General features: G+C 56.5%; 13 protein-coding genes. 2 read left to right on the top strand and 11 right to left on the bottom strand.

Annotation, left to right across the window (positions count from 1 at the left end):
- Positions 1-118: 118 nt before the first annotated feature.
- From ACFFSY_RS18040 to ACFFSY_RS18055, 4 genes are all read right to left on the bottom strand, one after another.
- Positions 119-580: a GNAT family N-acetyltransferase gene (locus ACFFSY_RS18040; RefSeq protein WP_377496549.1), complete on the bottom strand. Its 462-nt coding sequence runs from the start codon at positions 578-580 to the stop codon at positions 119-121.
- A 37-nt stretch (positions 581-617) separates the two neighbouring features.
- On the bottom strand, positions 618-1,373 hold the full coding sequence (locus tag ACFFSY_RS18045; protein WP_377496552.1) for a response regulator transcription factor: 756 nt from the start codon (positions 1,371-1,373) through the stop codon (positions 618-620).
- 329 nt (positions 1,374-1,702) lie between these two features.
- Positions 1,703-4,078 (bottom strand): glycoside hydrolase family 95 protein, encoded by a 2,376-nt coding sequence (locus tag ACFFSY_RS18050; protein WP_377496554.1) that lies wholly within the window; start codon positions 4,076-4,078, stop codon positions 1,703-1,705.
- A 53-nt stretch (positions 4,079-4,131) separates the two neighbouring features.
- On the bottom strand, positions 4,132-4,965 hold the full coding sequence (locus tag ACFFSY_RS18055) for an amidohydrolase family protein (RefSeq protein WP_377496557.1): 834 nt from the start codon (positions 4,963-4,965) through the stop codon (positions 4,132-4,134).
- A gap of 131 nt (positions 4,966-5,096) precedes the next feature.
- Here ACFFSY_RS18055 and ACFFSY_RS18060 point away from each other — a divergent pair, with 131 nt between their 5' ends.
- Positions 5,097-5,963 carry an AraC family transcriptional regulator gene (locus ACFFSY_RS18060; protein ID WP_377496559.1) on the top strand — a complete coding sequence of 289 codons (867 nt, stop codon included), beginning with the start codon at positions 5,097-5,099 and terminating at the stop codon, positions 5,961-5,963.
- A 71-nt stretch (positions 5,964-6,034) separates the two neighbouring features.
- Here ACFFSY_RS18060 and ACFFSY_RS18065 read toward each other — a convergent pair whose 3' ends face one another.
- Complete coding sequence (locus tag ACFFSY_RS18065) at positions 6,035-7,084, bottom strand: NAD(P)/FAD-dependent oxidoreductase (RefSeq protein WP_377496562.1); 1,050 nt, start codon at positions 7,082-7,084, stop codon at positions 6,035-6,037.
- A 393-nt stretch (positions 7,085-7,477) separates the two neighbouring features.
- Entirely contained in the window at positions 7,478-8,368 is an 891-nt protein-coding gene (locus ACFFSY_RS18070; RefSeq protein WP_377496853.1) for a LysR family transcriptional regulator, read from the bottom strand.
- Positions 8,369-8,487: 119 nt separating this feature from the next.
- On the opposite strand from ACFFSY_RS18070, the gene ACFFSY_RS18075 reads away from it, so the two are divergent.
- On the top strand, positions 8,488-9,228 hold the full coding sequence (locus ACFFSY_RS18075) for an SDR family NAD(P)-dependent oxidoreductase (protein WP_377496564.1): 741 nt from the start codon (positions 8,488-8,490) through the stop codon (positions 9,226-9,228).
- Between the two features lie 160 nt (positions 9,229-9,388).
- On the opposite strand, the gene ACFFSY_RS18080 is transcribed toward ACFFSY_RS18075, so the two are convergent.
- The 5 genes from ACFFSY_RS18080 to ACFFSY_RS18100 form a co-directional block, all read right to left on the bottom strand.
- The gene (locus ACFFSY_RS18080; RefSeq protein WP_377496566.1) at positions 9,389-9,751 is read right to left on the bottom strand and encodes a DUF4180 domain-containing protein; all 363 of its coding nucleotides are present in this window, start codon (positions 9,749-9,751) and stop codon (positions 9,389-9,391) included.
- 1 nt (position 9,752) lies between these two features.
- Positions 9,753-10,304 (bottom strand): PadR family transcriptional regulator, encoded by a 552-nt coding sequence (locus ACFFSY_RS18085; protein WP_377496568.1) that lies wholly within the window; start codon positions 10,302-10,304, stop codon positions 9,753-9,755.
- A 147-nt stretch (positions 10,305-10,451) separates the two neighbouring features.
- Positions 10,452-11,015 carry a DinB family protein gene (locus ACFFSY_RS18090; protein ID WP_377496571.1) on the bottom strand — a complete coding sequence of 188 codons (564 nt, stop codon included), beginning with the start codon at positions 11,013-11,015 and terminating at the stop codon, positions 10,452-10,454.
- A 67-nt stretch (positions 11,016-11,082) separates the two neighbouring features.
- Positions 11,083-12,030 (bottom strand): helix-turn-helix transcriptional regulator, encoded by a 948-nt coding sequence (locus ACFFSY_RS18095; protein WP_377496573.1) that lies wholly within the window; start codon positions 12,028-12,030, stop codon positions 11,083-11,085.
- A gap of 203 nt (positions 12,031-12,233) precedes the next feature.
- Positions 12,234-18,104 carry a rhamnogalacturonan lyase family protein gene (locus ACFFSY_RS18100; RefSeq protein WP_377496575.1) on the bottom strand — a complete coding sequence of 1,957 codons (5,871 nt, stop codon included), beginning with the start codon at positions 18,102-18,104 and terminating at the stop codon, positions 12,234-12,236.
- Between the last annotated feature and the right edge of the window lie 331 nt (positions 18,105-18,435).

Raw genomic sequence — 18,435 nt, forward strand, 5'->3', positions numbered from 1 at the left:
TTTTTTAAAAAAACCGGGGGTATCCCAAGGTCATCTTTTGATGACTTTTGGGACACCCCCATCCTTGCATCAATATATACTCGCCGCATATACTCGCCGCCGTCCGGATAAGAATCGCTTAATTCAAAGCTTTCTCGAACCGGGTGATCGTAACGCCCGGCGCGATGGCCACACGCTCGGTCTCGGTAAATCCGTTCTTCTCGTAAAGCCGGACAGCAGGCGTATTCGCGGTACCCGTGGCGATTATCGCTTGCGCAGCGCCCGGCGTAGATAATGCTTCCTGAATCAGCGATTGAGCGATGCCTCTGCGCATACGCTCGGGATGCACCATCATGCGATGAATATCCAACGTATTCGCCTCCAGCTTATACGACACCGCTCCGACCAAGCGCTCCCCTTCAAAGCATCCGATGAACTGTTCCCCGCAAGCGATCAGCGATTCTTCCGTATCGTGCATCGGCGGAATGGAATCCAGGCCAAGCAGCTTCGCTTCCAGCGGGTAAGACGCCTGTTGCAGCGCCTTCACTTGTTGCGCATTCTGCGGGAGGGTAATGTCGAATGCGCTGAATTGAATTGTCACCGTGATCTCCTGCTTTCTAGTTGAGATGTAAGAATGTTTAAGTCGATAGAAGCCGGACCGTGCTATTGTCCTCCATCGGGGGGCGCAGGCTGTAGCCCAGCCCCCATACCGTATAGATCATCTTGGCCGCTTCAGGCTCGGCCGCGTTCAGCTTCTCGCGAATGCGCTTCACATGGGTGTCAACGGTTCGATCCTCGCCTTTCCTGACCGTCTCGCTGCGCCATACTTCCCGTAGCAGCTCTTCTCGGGTGTACGCTTTGCCGGGATGACGGGCCAGGAAATACAGCAGCTCGAATTCTTTCATTGTCAGACGCAGCTCCGTCCCCTTCACGAGAACGCGACGCGCCCCCGGTTCGATCGTCAGGTACGGGAGTACGACTTTATTGGACAACCTCGGAGGGCTGAAATCCGGATCCATCCAAGCAGTCCGGTTCAACATTGCTTTCACGCGTAGAACAACCTCGCGCGGACTGAACGGCTTCGTCACGTAATCGTCCGCCCCCGCCTCGAAGCCCTTGATTTTGCCGAATTCATCCCCGTACGCCGTGAGCATCATAATCGGCGTTTGTTTGAACTCCCGCACCGCCTTGCAAACCTCGAAGCCGTTTAAGCCTGGAAGCATCACGTCCAGTAGAACCAAGTGATAGTCGTTCTCGGATATTTTGCGGATTGCTTCGAGTCCGTCCGCGGCTTCGTCGATCACATAATGGTCTTTGCTCAAGTACAGTTTCAGCAAGCTGCGGATTCGCATTTCGTCGTCCACTAGCAAAATTCGCTCCGTCTGCATGTCCATCCGTCTCCACTCTCTTTCCCGTATCGTTTCTCTATTTGCCTTGCGGTACGGAGTACAATACGTGAGAGGAGATCGGTTGGTATCCGGTTAGAAAACAATGGCACAAAAACTACAAATCTGCAAGCCTCGATGGACTACGCCGCCATCATATGCCTTGCTTACCCTATAGCCGAGTTGTCCTTCAAAACAAAAAGCCGCCAACGGCGACTCTTCGATACAACTATTCCGAAATAGGATAATCCGCCTTCTCGCCAGCCGAAGATGCGCAAGCTGGCAGAGCCGAATGAAGCAGCTCCGTAAAAACATGAAGCCCCTCGGACTTCGTCCTGCTATGTCGCCATTATTCGGTAGCGTTTGCCCGCCTCCACGGGGAAACTGCAGCGTCCATCGGGAGCCGTGACGGTCGCAATTGTACGCTCGTTCTCCCAGATTTCGAACGCCTGGCCATACTTCACCGTGCATGTCTGATCTTGGCTTGCCACAATCATGGCTTCGGTCAGCTTCCCCTGTGCCCATCTGAGGCTCAATTCGAATCCGCCGCGGCCTCTTAATCCGGCGACGAAACCGCTTGACCACTCATCAGGCAGCGCCGGTAGGAGTTCCAAATATCCTTCATGCGACTGGAGGAGCATCTCGGCGATTCCGGCTGTCGCCGCGAAATTGCCGTCGATCTGGAATGGCGGATGCGCGTCGAATAGGTTAGCGTATACGCCGCCTTGATTATAGTTATCCGGCTCATCTTCTTTCACAAGCGTCAATAGATTCGATAGCAGCCGCAGCGCGCGGTTCCCTTCCTTGAACCTCGCCCACAAGCCGATCTTCCATCCCAGGCTCCAACCGGTGCCGCCGTCGCCTCTCCGCTCGAGGGAAGTTCTCGCAGCCGCATAAAGCGCCGGCTCGGCACCCTCGGTGATGTGTCTTCCCGGGTAGACGCCAAATAAGTGCGAGACGTGCCGGTGATGGATGTCCTCGTCGTCGAAATCCTTGTACCATTCCTGCAGCTGCCCGTGTTTGCCGATTTGCAGCGGCAAGAGCCGATCAAGCACTGCCGCAAGCTCATTTCGAAATGATTCATCGACATCCAGCGCCTTGGCCGCTTCCATGCAATTCGCGAACAAATCCCGGACCAAAGCCAGATCCATCGTCGCCGCTGCGCTGACCGCATATGTCCCGTCCCGATGAATGAACTTGTGCTCAGGCGAAGTGGAAGGAGCCGTGACCAGGTATCCTTCTTCATTGGCAATGAGCCAATCCAGACAGAAGGTGGCGGCGCCTTTCATGATGGGATAGGCTTGGTCCCGAAGATAGTTCGTATCTCGCCCGAATGCATAGTGCTCCCATAGATGTTGGGACAACCACACCCCGCCCATCGGCCATAACGCCCATACCGGGTCGCCGTGACCGTAGTCGCCGACCGGAGCGGTATGCGCCCATAGATCCGAATTATGATGCGCCACCCATCCTCTCGCGCCGTAATTGACTTCGGCGGTACGAGCGCCGTTAGCCGCCAAGCGGGCAATGAAGTCGAGTAGCGGCTCATGCATATCGGCCATATTGCACGTCTCCGCCGGCCAATAGTTCATCTGCGCATTGATATTCAACGTATAGTTGCTGCTCCATGGCGCTTGCGTGTGCTCATTCCAAATCCCTTGCAAGTTGGCCGGCTGCGAGCCCGGCCGCGAGCTCGCGAGCATCAGATAGCGGCCATAGTGAAACAGAAGCTCCACCAGACCAGGATCATCGCCCCCGTATTCGGCAATTCGCCGATCCGTTGCCATCTCCGCCGGCGCCTTGTTCTCGCCAAGTTGAAGCGCGACGCGATTGAACAACGCGGCAAAATCGGCGATGTGGTCGCCTCGAATATCTTCGTAACGTCTGGTGACGGCTTGCCGCAAGTATCCGCTCGCGACCCGTTCAGGGTTCCGGTCGTCGCTGCCTCTTCCGAGTCCGGCATCGAAGTTAGTCGCCGCGCTGAAGAATAGCGTGGCGTGAGTAGCACCGACAATGTGGATGCCGTCATGCGTGATCCGCCTCTCTCCGCCTTCATGGGCGGCGAACAGACGACCGTGAAAGCGCAGCGCTGCCGAAGTCGCCGGGTCCCCGTAACGAATCGGGTCGTCGGTCGGATAATAGTTGGGCGACACATGTTCCGGAGCCACGCCGCTAATGACGTATGCATCATCCGATACCGAGGATTCGCAGCGTATAGGGCTGTCCAGCTTCGCGCGGAAACTCAAGCCCCCTTCCCGGCTGCATTGAAGTCGCACGACAATGAGCTGATCGGGGTGGGAGGCGAACATTTCGCGCGTGTATTGCGTCTCGCCGATCTCATAGGATACGCAGCAGATGCCCTGCTCGAGATTCAGACTTCGGCGATACGACCGGCTATGATTGCCGTGCTCCATGAACAGCTGCAAGTCCCCGAACGGCAAATAAGATTGCGTATACGGCCCCATCATCTGCTTGCTCAAGCGATCGGCTTCCCCGTATTCGCCCTGCGCGATAAACTCTCTTACCCGGGGCAATACCGCCCTGGCCTCAGGATTGCTGCCGTCCTTCGGATAGCCCGACCACAACGTATCCTCGTTGAGCTGAAGCCGTTCGCGCTCGACGCCGCCGAAGATCATGGCGCCCAGCCGGCCATTGCCAATGGGAAGCGCCTGCGTCCAGTACGCGGCCGGCGAGTTGTATTGAAGTTGGTACATCCGGATCCCTGCCTCTCGTTAAAGGTTTTTGCCGAATAAGATGACGATCATCTTCAACTTAACTTGTAAAATCGCCGCGCATTGCCGCCGTACAGCTTCGCCAGCTCCTGGTCGCTCCATGTCGCGGGCATTGCGCCGTCCAGCACGCCAACCACTTCATCGTAGCTTGCGGCGAGCAGAGAAACCGGCCAATCCGTACCGAACATCACCCGCTCCGGCCCGAACGCGCGAAGCGCATGCTCGATGTAGGGTGTGAACTGCCCCCGCTCCCATGCCTGATGATCCGCTTCCGTCACCATGCCGGATATCTTGCAGTGCAGCTTCGGATGTTTGGATGCCCGTTCGATCTGAGACGCCCATGGCTCGAATACCTGCTCGGCGATACGCGGCTTGCCGATGTGGTCAATGACGCCTCTTACGTCCGGGACTGCATCGAGCAGCTCGTTGAGCACATCCAGCTGATCGGCGGTCACGAGCAGATCGACCGGCACGTCCATCTTGGCATACGATTGAAGCGCTTCCACGAAAGCGGGTTCGAGCACGCGGCCGGCATCGGCCATCTCCTGGATCATGATGCGGAAGCCGACGAACTTCGGATGCTCGTTGAACCGCTCGAAATGCGCCCGATGCCTTGGATCGAACAAATCGAGCCAGCCGACGACGCCGAGAATCGAATCCGAACGATCGGCCAGCGACAACAAATACATCGTCTCCTCGATCGTCGGAGCCGCCTGCACGACGATGGTGCCGTCAATGTTATGGCGCTTCAAGTGGATGGCCAAATCCTCCGGCCCGTAATCTCTGTATAAGACAGGCATGGCGTCGGTAATCCAACCGTAATCCGTACGCGCCATCGACCAATAATGCTGATGTGCGTCTATCCGCATATCGAAGACCTCTCCTCTCTTGATAATGTTGATTGTACACCTATAATAGGGAATAGAAATGTCGCATTTGTGCATGTTTATGTCCAATCTTGATATGACATTCCCATTCTAACGGCATAGGAGCAGCCTACATGCAGCCTGTTCGCAAACCTTTCCATCTGGAGCCGAACTTCCCTTTCGAGCTAGTCTATAAAGGCGTTCGCCATGTAGAGGATGAATGGCCGGATCATCTGCACGACTTATACGAAGTGGTGTATATCCACGAGGGCAGAGGAACGTTTTTCATCGACCATGCCTTGTACGACAAACGACCCGGCGATCTGTTCCTCATCCCCGGCAATACCGTGCATCGTGCGTTTCCGTCAACCGATGAACCTGTCGTGTCGACCGCCCTCTTCTTCTCGCCCGCGCTCGTGCAGGCCGTCTCGCTGAACGATGGATTCGAACCGCTGCGATGCTTTGAAGTTGCACGTCAGACGAAACAATACAAAATCGCACTGCCCGAGCCGGTTAGGACCCGAATCGAAGCGGCCATTCACGCGATGGGGAACGAAATAACCGAGCAAGGTTCGGGATATCGCCGGGCGTTGTGGCTTCAACTTGAGCAGCTGCTGCTCGAGTTGGACCGTCATCCGTTCATGCAAGAAGCTGCTTCATCCGCGATCGGAATCGGGCCGCACTGGATTCAGGCCGCTCTGCGGGACATCAACAGCGATCCGATCCGATGCGGCGGACTTGCGGAATTGGCAATCAAAGCCTGCGTCAGCGCGAGCCACTTCTCCCGCGTCTTCAAGCAGCTCACCGGCATGAACGTGACCGATTATGTCAATGCCAAGCGGCTTGTCCGGGCGAAAGAGCTGCTTCTCTCAACGGATGATACGATCGAGACCATCGCGCTGCTCTGCGGTTTCCAAGGAATGCGGCACTTCTATGACGTGTTCAAGAAGCTGACTGGCGTCACGCCCAAGATGTATCGTCGTCAACAGCAAGCAAAATAAGAAGACAGCCGGTCGTGTTGGACCGGCTGTCTTCGCGTTCGGATCGCTATGATCGTGGGATTCATCTCCAATCAGGAGAACAGCTGCTTCTTCAGCTCGCGGTTGCGCTCTTGGAAGCGTTCGTTATGGGAGGATACCATGCCATACGCTTCGGCCTCCGGCGCAATATACTGTTTCGCCTTGTTGACCGCGTTGGCCGCATCCTGGAACGCGCCGGCGATGAGGTGAAGCTTGCCAGGATGGGCGAGCAGATCGCCAGCGGCGAATATGCCCGGAACCGACGTCTCGCTCATTGGCGTGCCGGCGATGTTCCACTCGCCTTGCATCTCGATTTGGATCTCGCTGTTGGCCAGTAAATCCCGGTCCCGGTCGTAGCCGTGACTGATGATGACCTCGTCGACCTTCAGCTCGACCGCGCTGCCATCGTCGTTATTCCGCAGGAGTACCCGGTCGATAGCCTCCTCGCCGGGCTGTGCAATGAGGCTCTCGATCTCGGTGTTCAGCAGGCAGCCGACGCCGTTGTCCATCAGCTTCGACACCTCCGCCTCGTGTCCTTTCAATGTATCCTTCCGGTATGTCAAGAACACCTGCTCGGCAAAAGGCGCCAGCTCGTTCGCCCAATCGATCGCCGTGTGGCCGCCGCCCGAGATCAGCACCGTCTTGCCCTTGAAGCGGGCCAGCGATTTGACCGTGTAATGCAAATTGCCGACCTCATACCGTTCCGCGCCCTCCAGCTTCAGCTTCGTCGGCTTCAGAATGCCATAGCCGATGGCAAGTATGACCGTTCGCGAATAATGCGCGTTCCCGGCAGCCGTGTTCAGCACGAAGTGACCGTCCTCCCCTTTGGCGATGGAGGTGACTTTCTCCCCGAGCGCGACGGTCGGATCGAACGTTGTTCCTTGCGCGACCAGCTGCTCGATGAGACGTTCGCCGGAAATGGGCGTCAAGCCGCCGACGTCCCAGATCATTTTCTCGGGATACACGTGTACCTTGCCGCCCAAGTGAGGCTGGAACTCGATGATCTTCGTCTTCAACTCGCGCAAGCCGCTGTAGAACGAGGCGAACAGCCCCGCCGGTCCTCCCCCGATAATCGTCACGTCGAATAGTTCTTTGTCGCTCATCTTGTACCTCTCCTCTGCCTATATTAGTTTGAAGTCGGTTTATTTCATGCCAATGTGCCGAATTGTCATAGCGGATTTCCCGCTGCAGCCTGCCTGCTACGATGGCATCAGGCGCGTCCGCGACGACCGGCTCGGCATCGAGCCAAACACGTCATTCTCACGATGACCGTTACGATATTGCGCGAGTCCTAAATGCCAACACTTGTCAAACCAGTGCTTTAATCGTATCACAGTTTATTGAGAATGAAAATCATTATTAATTGCACTAGTCAGCAGCTTCGACGGCAAGCAGCTTAGAATCACGCCATTATGCGCCATAAATTAGAAGGAGCCTTGCTTCGGAATGACTTCCAAAGCAAGGCTCCTTTTCTTATCCGTCAGCCGGTCGCCCGATTATTCGTTCGTCTTGGACAGCTCCCTCGCGAGATATTGAAATAAGCGTTGGCTTGCCATTTGGAGCGGGTACGCCGACGCCTTGCACGACATCCCGATCGTCATATGGACGAGACTGACATCGATCGGCCTGACCACCGTCCCCTTCGCAGCCGGCTCGACGACGATTTCCGGAACGAGCGCGATCCCAAGCCCACACTCGACATAATGCTTCAACGCCGTCATGCTGCCAATTTCCATCGTATCGAGCGTGACGCTCCCCCTTGCTTGCAGCACAACTTCCAGCTTCCTGCGATACGGACAGGTCGCCGAGGTCACCAACAGCCGGTGTCCCTGCAAATCTTCGGGATCGATCTCCTCTTGCCGCGCCAAAGGATGATCATCCGGCAGCAAGACAACGAACGTTTCGTGAAATAAGGGCTCGAAATAGAGCTCGTTGCCGATGCCGGGAGCGGTCCCTAACGCAAAATCAAGCTCGCCTTTCAGGATCTTCTCGCAAAGAACCGCCGAGCTCGAAATTTCCACGGCGATTCGAATGTTCGGATACTTGTCTATAAAGCTGCCCAACAGCCGAGGCAGACGGTAGCTCGCCGTCGGCTCCGTTACCCCCAACCGCACATGGCCCGCTTCCCCGGACTGCAGATCCGACAAGCTGCTCTGAAGGCGTTCCATCCGTTTGAGGATTAGCGCGCTTTCGTCATAGAACAACCGCCCAGCTTCGGTCAAAGCCAGTTCCTTCCCGCGCTCCAAAAGCTGAACGCCTAGATCGGATTCGAGCTTCTGCATTTGCATCGTGATCGTCGATTGCGCATAGTTAAGCTCTTGAGCCGCGCGGATAAAGCTCCCTTGTTTCACGATCGTCTGAAAGGTAACCAATGCCTTCGTATCCATCATCGATCCGTCACCTGAATTCAATTATATTGAATAGCACATTCACTTCATTCAATTATACAGAACACCCTGCGCACGATACAATAGAATCAATCTAAGAATCGAAGGAGCGACTGACAATGGACTTACACGGCAAAACTGCCCTGGTTACGGGCGGCGGTACGGGAATCGGACGAGCGACAAGCCTTGCGCTTGCCAAGCGAGGCGCCAAAGTGATCGTGAACTATTCACGATCGCGGGCGGAAGCGGAAGATACCGTGCGGCAGATTACATCGGAAGGCGGCCGTGCTTTAGCGATCCAAGCCGATATATCCCGGGACGGCGAAGTTCGAGACCTGTTCGAAGCAGCGGCTCGGCAATTGGGCCCGGTACACGTCCTCGTGAATAACGCCGGCGTAACGAAGCATATCCCCATGGAAGATTTGGATTCGGCGACGGAGGAGGTATGGGATGAGCTGTACGCGACCAACGTGAAAGGCATGTTCTATTGCGCGCGTGCCGTTGCGCCGCATATGAAGCGCAGCGGACAAGGCGCGATCGTCAATATCGGCAGTATCGCCGGTCAGACCGGTCTAGGCTCCTCGCTTCCCTACGCCGTATCCAAAGCGGCCGTGCACGGGTTAACGAAATCGTTGGCTCGCGCCTTGGCGCCCGACATTCGCGTGAACTGCATCGTGCCTGGAGCCGTTGCCACCAGATGGTGGACAGGCAAAGAAGCGGCTATGCATCGGTTGGCGCCCAATCTTCTCCTGCAGCGAATTTCCGAACCGGAAGATATTGCGCAGCTGGTCTGCGCAGCCTTGGAGCAAGAAGCCATGACCGGCCAGATCATCACGGTGGATAGCGGGCAGACGCTATGACGCCCACACGATTAGGTCGGCCTAAACAAAAAAAATGCGCTGGTCCCGAGGGAAACCAGCGCATTACCGTGTCCATCTATGATTATAGAGATCGAATGCACAGACAGCAATGGAACATTATTACCAGCCGATGCATGTACGGGGTGCAATGTAACTACGGCTACGTTCCCACCAGCCATTGCTCGGCTTCGTCGTACGACGGGAAAGCGCGAAAAATATTCCCGCGGTTGAGCTCTGCCAGCATCTCGCTGGACTTCCCTTTGATCACTTGATCATCCGGCACGATAACCGCGGCCCGCATTTGATAATTGACGAATTTCTGCAAAATTTCTCCGGCCAATCCGGTCCGCAGCAAGAAGAATTCCTCGGACAACGCATCGGCATGAATCAGAATTTCCTGCAGCCCTTGTTCCCAGCAGATGACGATGAGATCCAGCGCATGCTGCTTCGTGCTGATCGGCGTTTCGGCGGAATCAAAATACAGGTATTTGATCGTTCCTTTGTCCACAATTCGGTAATTCATTCTATTCCGCTCCTTCTTCCATGCGCTTAATTGCGCTTCGTAATCGTTGAATCCAGTTCTGTTCGCTTGTATAAAAAGACAGGACGTTCTCGTGAATCATCTCCTGAATGAGCAATTCCCGCCGCCCGGTACAGGGAGCGATCGCTTCCCGTCTTCGCTTCTCCTCATGGTAATGCCGCTGCGAGACGAGCTCCTGCTCATAACGGTCCAACCATTGATGCAGCTCCGCATCGGTCAGACCGCTGGCGAAGGCAAGCTGGGCAAGCGCCAGCTTCTTGAATTCAGGCGGCTCGCAAGACGTTAGCACCCAGTTGCGCAGCTCGGCTTCGCCGCTCTCGGTGATCGTATACATCTTCTTGGTCGGCGAACTCTCCTGATGCAGCACCTCATGGGTCACCCATCCTTCTTCCAGCAGCTCGACCAGCGCCTTATAAATCTGATTGTTGTTGCCGGACCAAGGCAATATCGGGGAATCCTGGATTCGCTTCTTCAGGTCGTAACCGGATAAAGAACATTCGCGGAGAAAACCTAAAATGGCATGGTTGATCGACATCGCAATTACTCCTCACTCGTAACATATGTTAAAGATAACATATGTTACGGAAATAAACAAACAAAAAACTCCGAAAACCCACCTACAGGTTTTCGGAGTCCCCTTATGCGGCGAATATCGCCAACTAGTCGATGTCCTTCGCGATCGTTAACCGTTGATCTGGCCGACTTCAGCAGCTGCCAGCGAAGCTTTCAGCCGTTCCAGCTGCGCCAGATGATGCCGATAATGCATGTCAATGATCAAGAACCACTCCTTGGCGTTCAAGGCGCCGAACCCGGGATGAACCATTTTGCGGCCATCAGGCGACTCATTCACGGCGGCTTCCGTCTGCTTCATCCGTTCCACGACGGCGTGAAGTCCTTCCGCCAGCTGCCCCTTGCTCTCTGGCTGCCGCGGCGTGTATTGCGGCGAAGCCGGGACCCGAATTCGAATGGACGGGTAGCTTCCGCAGGCGAACGCCTCTTCGCCTCGCTCCGTCTTCCGCTCTGCCGCATCTACCGTCGCTTCGCTTCCCGCCAAACATTGCTCGACATTGCGCAAATGCATGAACTGCGCCGATTGAATCAAATGCACGAACATTTGTCCAATGGACCATTCCTCTTCGTTCGTCTTATATAACAACTGCTCCATATCAAGGCGCGTAAGCTCCGCCAAATATCGCCCTACCGTCGTTTCCATCGCCTGTAATGCTTCTGCTGTAGTTTTCACCATTCTAACCAGCTCCTTAACTCAATTGGATACAAGTCCAATATACAAAAACGCTACTGACAACAGCGTGTCAGTAGCGTTTTAAAATGTTTTCGGCCTCTTCCCGCACCCGATGCCGGAACGACTCCGGCTCCAATACCTCGACATCTCCGCCCCATCCAAGGATATGAGACAGCAGCTCCTCCGGCTGACGAACCCGAAAGGTAACGACTAGACCGTCCGGCCGCTCTTCGGTCGACTCCATATAGAATTGGCAGGTCTCGACGATTTTGTCCATGATTGCGGGATTCGTCCGAACTCGCAGCCGTTCGCTGCGGTCATCCGGCTTGCGGTAATCGCTTAGGTTGAAGTCATCCGGCATATGGAAGCGTTCCTCCAATACCGCGAGCTCCGTCACTCGCGATAACCGGAAATGACGAATATCCGCACGCAGGTCGCAGCGCGCAACCAACATCCAATTCCCTTGCAGGAGCACCAATCCGTACGGGGAAACCTCGCGCTCGGTCGTCCGGTTCCCATCCGTCTCCGGCAACCGCTTCCGATACGTGAGCCGCATCTTGCGCCGCTCCAAGATTGCGCGTCTGGCTTGACCGAGCTTATCCTTCTCCTTCGAGGTGGCGGCTGGCTCGCCGGCTCGAAGCAGCCGCATCGTCTCCCGAACGCGCGCCGATTCGGCGCGCACCGGCTCGGGCAGAATCGCTTCGATTTTGCGCCGAGCCGACTTCGCCACGCCTCCATAATCCCCATCCAGCTTCTGCTCGATAAAGTCGGTGCCCAGCAGCAAGGTTACCGCTTCTTCGGCGGAAAAACCGACCGGCGGCAGAAAATACCCTTCCATTAACGAATACCCTTGCCCGGGCGCCCCGACGATCGGTATCCCCATTTCGCTTAGCGCTTGAATGTCGCGGTATATGGTCCGCACGCTCGTCTCGAATAGAGACGCCAAATCCTCCGCTCGCGATACCTTGCACCGCTGCAGTTCCAGCATGATGGCGAGCTGCCGGTCGGTCTTGTTCATTCGCCCTTCCCCCGTTCTTGCGTCTTCCCTCGTCCATCCGATCATTGTACCACAGGAACGATGCGTTAGTGCGTCAATAACGCTGAACCGATCTCATGCAGCCGCGTGAGCGAAGTCCATGACCAACAAAGGACGCTCGCCTCCCAATGGAAGCAAGCGTCCGCCTTTGTGTCGACACGGCTGTTCGCCGAATCTTTATTTCGTTATTTCGTTGTAAGAATTCCCTGCGCAACGACAACGAGGTCCTGCAATTCAATGACGTTATCCTGATTGAAATCGTATTTCTTGTAGATCGCGTTCCACTGCGCATCGTCGGAGGTTTTGCCATACGCGGCGGCGACGATACCGAGGTCGCCGATCGAATAAGCGCCATCTTCGTTCGAATCGCCAGGCTGCGCAACGATAACCGATGCCGCGAATGCGTTCATCGCCCCCGTCAGCGCTTCGACCGCTTGCGCGATCTGAGAAGCCGTCGCGAATTCGTCGACAGTCACTGCGGTCGCTTGGGTAATCGCGGCGCCGAACGCCGTCTTCGCTTGCTGCGGATATTGCCCCGGCTTCGCGCCGACTTGCGCGGCGTCGAACTGGGCTTGGGCAGTGACGAGCAGCGAGACCAGCGCCGTCTTATCCGTTGCGTTCCGAATTTGCACAGCCTTCGCAGCTGCGCCGATCTGCTTCTCCTCGCCGGTGCCCGTAGCCGCAGTGCCTACGATGGAGATCGCCGCGGAAGCCGTCTCGCCCAGCTTTTTAGCCTTCCAATTCAACTGGATGAGCGTCGCATCTTCGCCGATGACGCCGCTCTCCCCTTCGGAAGCCGCGATGATGCGGACGGTGCCTGGCCTACCCTTGTCGACGTTCAGCAGCTGGAAGCCTTCCGCCAGCGAGACCGCCGAGACGAATTCGAGTTTGTCCGCGTCATAGGTGACCGTGATATCCTGCGCGTAGTATCCTTCTTTAACGTTATGAAGCTCGTAATTCGTGTTAAATAAACTCCCGCCCACAACGCTGGCCGGACTGCCGGACAGCGATGCATACAAGCCCTCCCGCTTGACATAGGACGACAGCGGGCTATTCAGCTCGCGAACAAGCTTCGCCACCAGCTCGGATACTTTGATGGCGCCATTCATCTGCAGGTGCGTGTTGTCTTCCTTGCCGTCAACCCACATGAAGATGTCTTTGGTGCCTTCCGTGCCAAGCTGCTGGAAGTATTCCCAGCTCGCCTGATTCAGATCGACGATCAACGTGCCGGTTTCTTGCGCCGTCTCTTTCATCGCCTGCACGTATTCCGGGAAGCTCTTATTCAGCGTTTCGCCATTGAAGTCGCGTCTGTTCACCGGCGTGACAAGAACCGGTATTGCGCCACGCTGCATCGCGCCGTTAATATATGCCTTCAAATACACTTTGAATTGCTCCGGCGTGAGGTAACGTTCCGGACGTGAAGGCGTGGAGTCGTTATGGGACCACTGCATGAACAGATAATCCCCTTCATGAATGCCAAGCAGGATGTCGTTCAAATAGCCGCCTACCAGGAAAGTCTTGCTGCTGAGCCCGCCGACCGCACGGTTGTCGATCGACACTTGCTCCAGATTGAAGTAGTTCCCAAGCGTCTCGCCCCACCCGGCTTGCGGACGATAGCTCTCCGCATAGTTAGCCACCGTGGAATCGCTCGCCAAATAGATGACCGGCTTCTGGCCTGCGCCGTTGTCCGGCAAACGTTCGATCGTCAGCGCATTAATCTTCGGCGTATTGCCCGAGAACTCGAAGCCCAAAATGCCGTCGATGAGCGCAATGTCATACGTAATTTCTTTGAATTCGCCTTTCGGCACGGTCCCAACCGGGACTTTCGCCATCTGCTCGACCGTTACGCCGGCGTTCGTCGCTTCCTGCGCGTCGCCGATCGTCATGGTAACGCGGTAATTGGCCGGCTTCATCTCCACAAGGAAGGAGGTGCCATTGACGCGGGTGAAGTCTTCCGTCAGGGCGCTGCCTGTGCCGCGGTTCTCGTCCAGGGCGAGCGTGGTGTCGGCAAACCCGTAGCCATTGCCTTCTACATATGCCCGTTTGGCGTCTACCTGCGTGTACCCTTCAGCAGCTCCGCCAGCGCCAAAATCGAATTGATACTTGCTGATGTCGCCGCGAGCTTCGCTTGCCAGCGACTGCTTCGCGACCGTTAGCGCATTAAATGCGTGGTCGACCTGCGCCTGCGTCGCTTCCGTGCCGATGATCGCCTCGGCCGCCGCCAAAGCGCGGTTCAGCACCGCGATGGATTGTTCGGTGTAGGCCGACAAATCCAAGCCTTTGACCTCGTCGCGCAGCGCGATGAGCGCGGCCTGATCGCCGGCCGTCGGATCGAGCTTCGCCCCTTCGATCCGCACGTTGTCGATCTGGGTCGTCCAGCTGAGCGTGCCGCCGCCGCCCTTGCGCGTCCCGAGGAACCTCAGCGCTCTGACGTTATTCGCATAGGCGGTGCCGGCGCTCATCGGAATATCCTCGATCGTCTGCGTAACGCTTGGATCCGTCAAGCTCGTCAGCGTCAGATCGATCGTCTTCTCGGCGAAGTTGAGATCGGCCTTCACGTTGACCCACTGGTTCTTCGTCAGATTCGTTGCCGTTCCGCCCGGAATGGCCGTCGTGCCCGTACCGTAATCAGGTGTATAGTGACCTGGGAAATAACCGATTGGCGTGTTCGTGCCGCTTGTCGTGTACAACGTGAGGATCAAGTTCTCGTTCGCGTCCTGCAGCGACAGATGGCCTTCGGACGGAGATGCGCCTACATTGCCCGTGTTCCAGTTGAAGTTCACATGGACGATATCGCCGTTCACCGCATCGAACAACCGGAATACTTTGGCGCGGTTGCCTGACCCCGATCCGACGACGGACAGCACCTTGTTGCCGCTTTGGTCCACCACCGTCCCCGTCATCGTTCCCGCGATGCCGGTCGCGTTCACCATCGCGTATTGGACGGCTGCCGGATCGCCCTCGAAGTTCTCCGCATAGCGCTGCTGCTCCGGCTCTGGCTCCGGCTCGATGATATCCGGATCGATGACCGACGACGAGATGCCGATGTTCATGCCTTTGACCGCGCCCGCGACCAAGCCGGCGATCACCTGCGCGCCATACCCGCTGAAGTGCGTGTTGTCGTTCACGCCGTTCGGGTATTTCGGATATTCGCCCGGATTCGCGTACAAGAACAGCTTCTCGGAAGCGGCCAGGCCGACCTTGTTGTAATGAGCGATGCTTAATTGGCTCAAATCGATCAGCGCCGCGTTCAACTCCCGGGCCACCTCTTTGGCCGCGTTGACGTATTCCGGGAAGCTGACGTTGAATTCCTGGGTAATCGTATTGAAATCTCGGCGTCCGACCGGCGTGAGCAGCACCGGCGTCGCGCCGCGCTGTTTGGCGCCGTTCACGTAACGGGCCAAATAGGTTTTGTAGTCTGCCGGAGACGCATAACGGTCCGGTATGCCAACGCTCGCATCGTTATGACCGAAGGAAATGAAGAAGTAATCGCCCGGCTTGATCTCGCGCAATATCGTATCCAGGCGGCCGTCGACCATGAAGGATTTGCTGCTTCTGCCGCCGATCGCGTCATTCTCCACCACGACGCCGTTTGCGAAATAACGGCCGAATTGCTGCCCCCAGCCCTCCTGCGGAGCCTGCATGGCGCTGTACGACTGCATCGTCGAATCGCCGGCCATGTAGATAGTCGTCGATGGGCCAGCCTGTGCCGCTGGAATCTTCTCGATCGTGATCTCCTGCACGTCGATGGCCGTACCGGAGAAGATGAATTCCAGCTGTCCGTCTACGAGCGCGATGTCATAGGAATAGACAAGCGGCGCAGCCTTCGGCACGTCCGCGACTTTCAGCTTCTGCACGAATTCGGATTTGACGCCTACATTCCCATCTCTCGCGGCATCGCCGAGCTTCAGCGTCACCTTGTAGTTGGCGTTCGGCAGATCGACCGCGAATTTGGCATCCGCCGGCAAGGATACATGGTTCGATGCTACGGTAATGCCGCTCGCATTCTCGAACCCATATCCGGCGTCCTTCGCGTAGAGCGTACCCTGCACGCCGATCGAAGCGGCAGCGGTGTCCGTGCCGAAATCAAAGCGATAGACCGGCTCAAGCGCTTGCGGTCCGCCAACAGGATCGATGTTCGCTTGCGGGAATGCCGTCTCGCCGAAGCCGATGTGGAAGCTCGTATGCGGCGGCTGATTGTAGCCGGCATTCTGCCAAGCCACGCCCAACCGGTATACGGGATCCTGCATGAGCGCGGGAATCCGATAGGATGTCGGGATCGTCGTCGAATACAGCCGGTATTCCGTGCTGTCTTCGCTTCGCAGCAGCACTTCCTCCCGCCAATCGCCGAGAATATCGGCCTGAATGGCCGGATTGCCTTTCGTACCGTTGTTCGTCAGCGCGCCTTGCGCCCTGAACATTTCGTCCAGCTTCTTGTTCTCGTAATCCCAATTGTAGATGACCGGAATGCCTTTGCCCGTGCTGTTGTCCCACACATGATCGAACAGCTCCCGGCCGAGGTCTCCGTCCCACCAGATGCCGAAGTTGGCGCTCTTCGGCCCTTCGTTCAAGCCATAAATCGCTTGCCCGTTCGCCGCATAAGTGCTTGTTAACGGCACCATCTGCCCGTCGACAATGGTAGTGGCCCAGGATTCGTAGCCGGGATAGTTCGGGTCGATATCCGCCGACATGCCGCGTCCGGTGTCTTTGCCGGTATATTCGCCCCATATAATCTCGCCCGTTGCGGCATCGCGCATCTCAAGTCCGTACTCGGCATTCGTGTGCTCGTGCACGCTGACGACCTGGTAGCCGTCCCGGTTCGGGTCCAGCTTGCCGGCATGCATCGCATCGCCGTGTCCGAGTCCGGTGCTGTACAGCAAGGTGCCGTCGTCATTGATCGCAAGCGCGCCGAACATGATTTCGTCTTTGCCGTCCGCATCGACGTCGAGCACGCTTAGCCCGTGGTTGCCCTGCGCTTCATACTGCTTGCCTGCTTCGTTCGTGTCGAACACCCAGCGCTTCACCAGCTCGCCGCCGACATAATCGTAAGCTGCCAGTACGGTGCGCGTATAATAGCCGCGGGTCATGATGACGCTTGGCTTCTGGCCGTCCAGATAAGCGACCGTGGCCAAGAAACGATCGACGCGATTGCCGTACCCGTCGCCCCAATCGCTTACATTGCCTCTAGGTGGATCGTAATTCACGGTGGACATGGCTGCGCCAGTCGCGCCGTCGAACAACGTGAGATATTCCGGACCAGACAAGATATAGCCGCCTTCATTGCGATAGTCCTTAGAGCCGTCGCCGATGACCGTGCCCTTGCCGTCCTTCGTGCCGTCCGCCGTCTTGACAACGACCTCGGCTTTGCCGTTGCCATCGAAGTCGTACACCATGAACGGCGAATAGTGCGCGCCGGCCCGGATGTTGACGCCGAGGTCGATTCGCCACAGCTTGCTGCCATCCAGCTCGACAGCGTCCATATAGACATTGCCGGTATAGCCGGCCTGGGAATTGTCCTTCGCGTTGGTCGGGTTCCACAGGAAGACGATCTCATATTCCCCGTCGCCGTCTACATCCGCTACGGACGCATCGCTGGCCGTATACGAGTAGGTACCGCCGTCTTTGGTTCTTCCGTCGGCCGGCTTATCGAGCGGAATGGGCAAATAATTCCGATGCCACACCGATACCGTCTCCGGCTGGATCTCTTCCTTGCCCGCCACGATGGTGGAAATTTGGTATTGTGAGCTGTCCGCCCCGGTCGTGTCCACATAGTTGGTCACTTCGCGAAGAGGCTCCGCATTGACCTTGCTGCCGTTCTTATAGACATTGAAAGCGATCTCAGCCGGGTCCGTGTGGAGATATCGCCAGCTAAGGAAGACGCCGTTGTCGACCAACATCGCCACTAGCCCTCGGTTCAGATACTCCGCCTGACGGGCAGGCAGGCTATCTGATGACGCATGGCCCGGTATCGGCGCGACGATCAACGAGCAGACCATCAGAAATGACAATACGACTGCGCAAATCGATTTGATACGGGATACGATAGCGGTACTCATAAACTCACTCCTCTTCCATATTCCAATCCTGAACTTCCCCTGACTGGACCTGTTGTATTGGAGCTTTACCCCAATGTAAAGCGCTTACAATTTTGAGAGTGCCACCTCCGCGCTACGAAATGTATAGGTAGTGATCGACCGTTGGGGTCGGCTAAACTATGGTCATCGTACCGCTTGATCCTTCATTCGGTAAACGGTAGGTATTGATTTTCCCACGTCACTTTTGACTTTGATGCCTGCAACGACAAGGTTTCGGATACGTTATGTATCAAATTTGATCGACGATAGCAAAAATGAAGCGGTCCAAAACAATCGATGGCCGCTCCGCCTT

This window comes from Paenibacillus aurantiacus (assembly GCF_042431225.1).
GTDB classification, from domain to species: domain Bacteria; phylum Bacillota; class Bacilli; order Paenibacillales; family Paenibacillaceae; genus Paenibacillus_Z; species Paenibacillus_Z aurantiacus.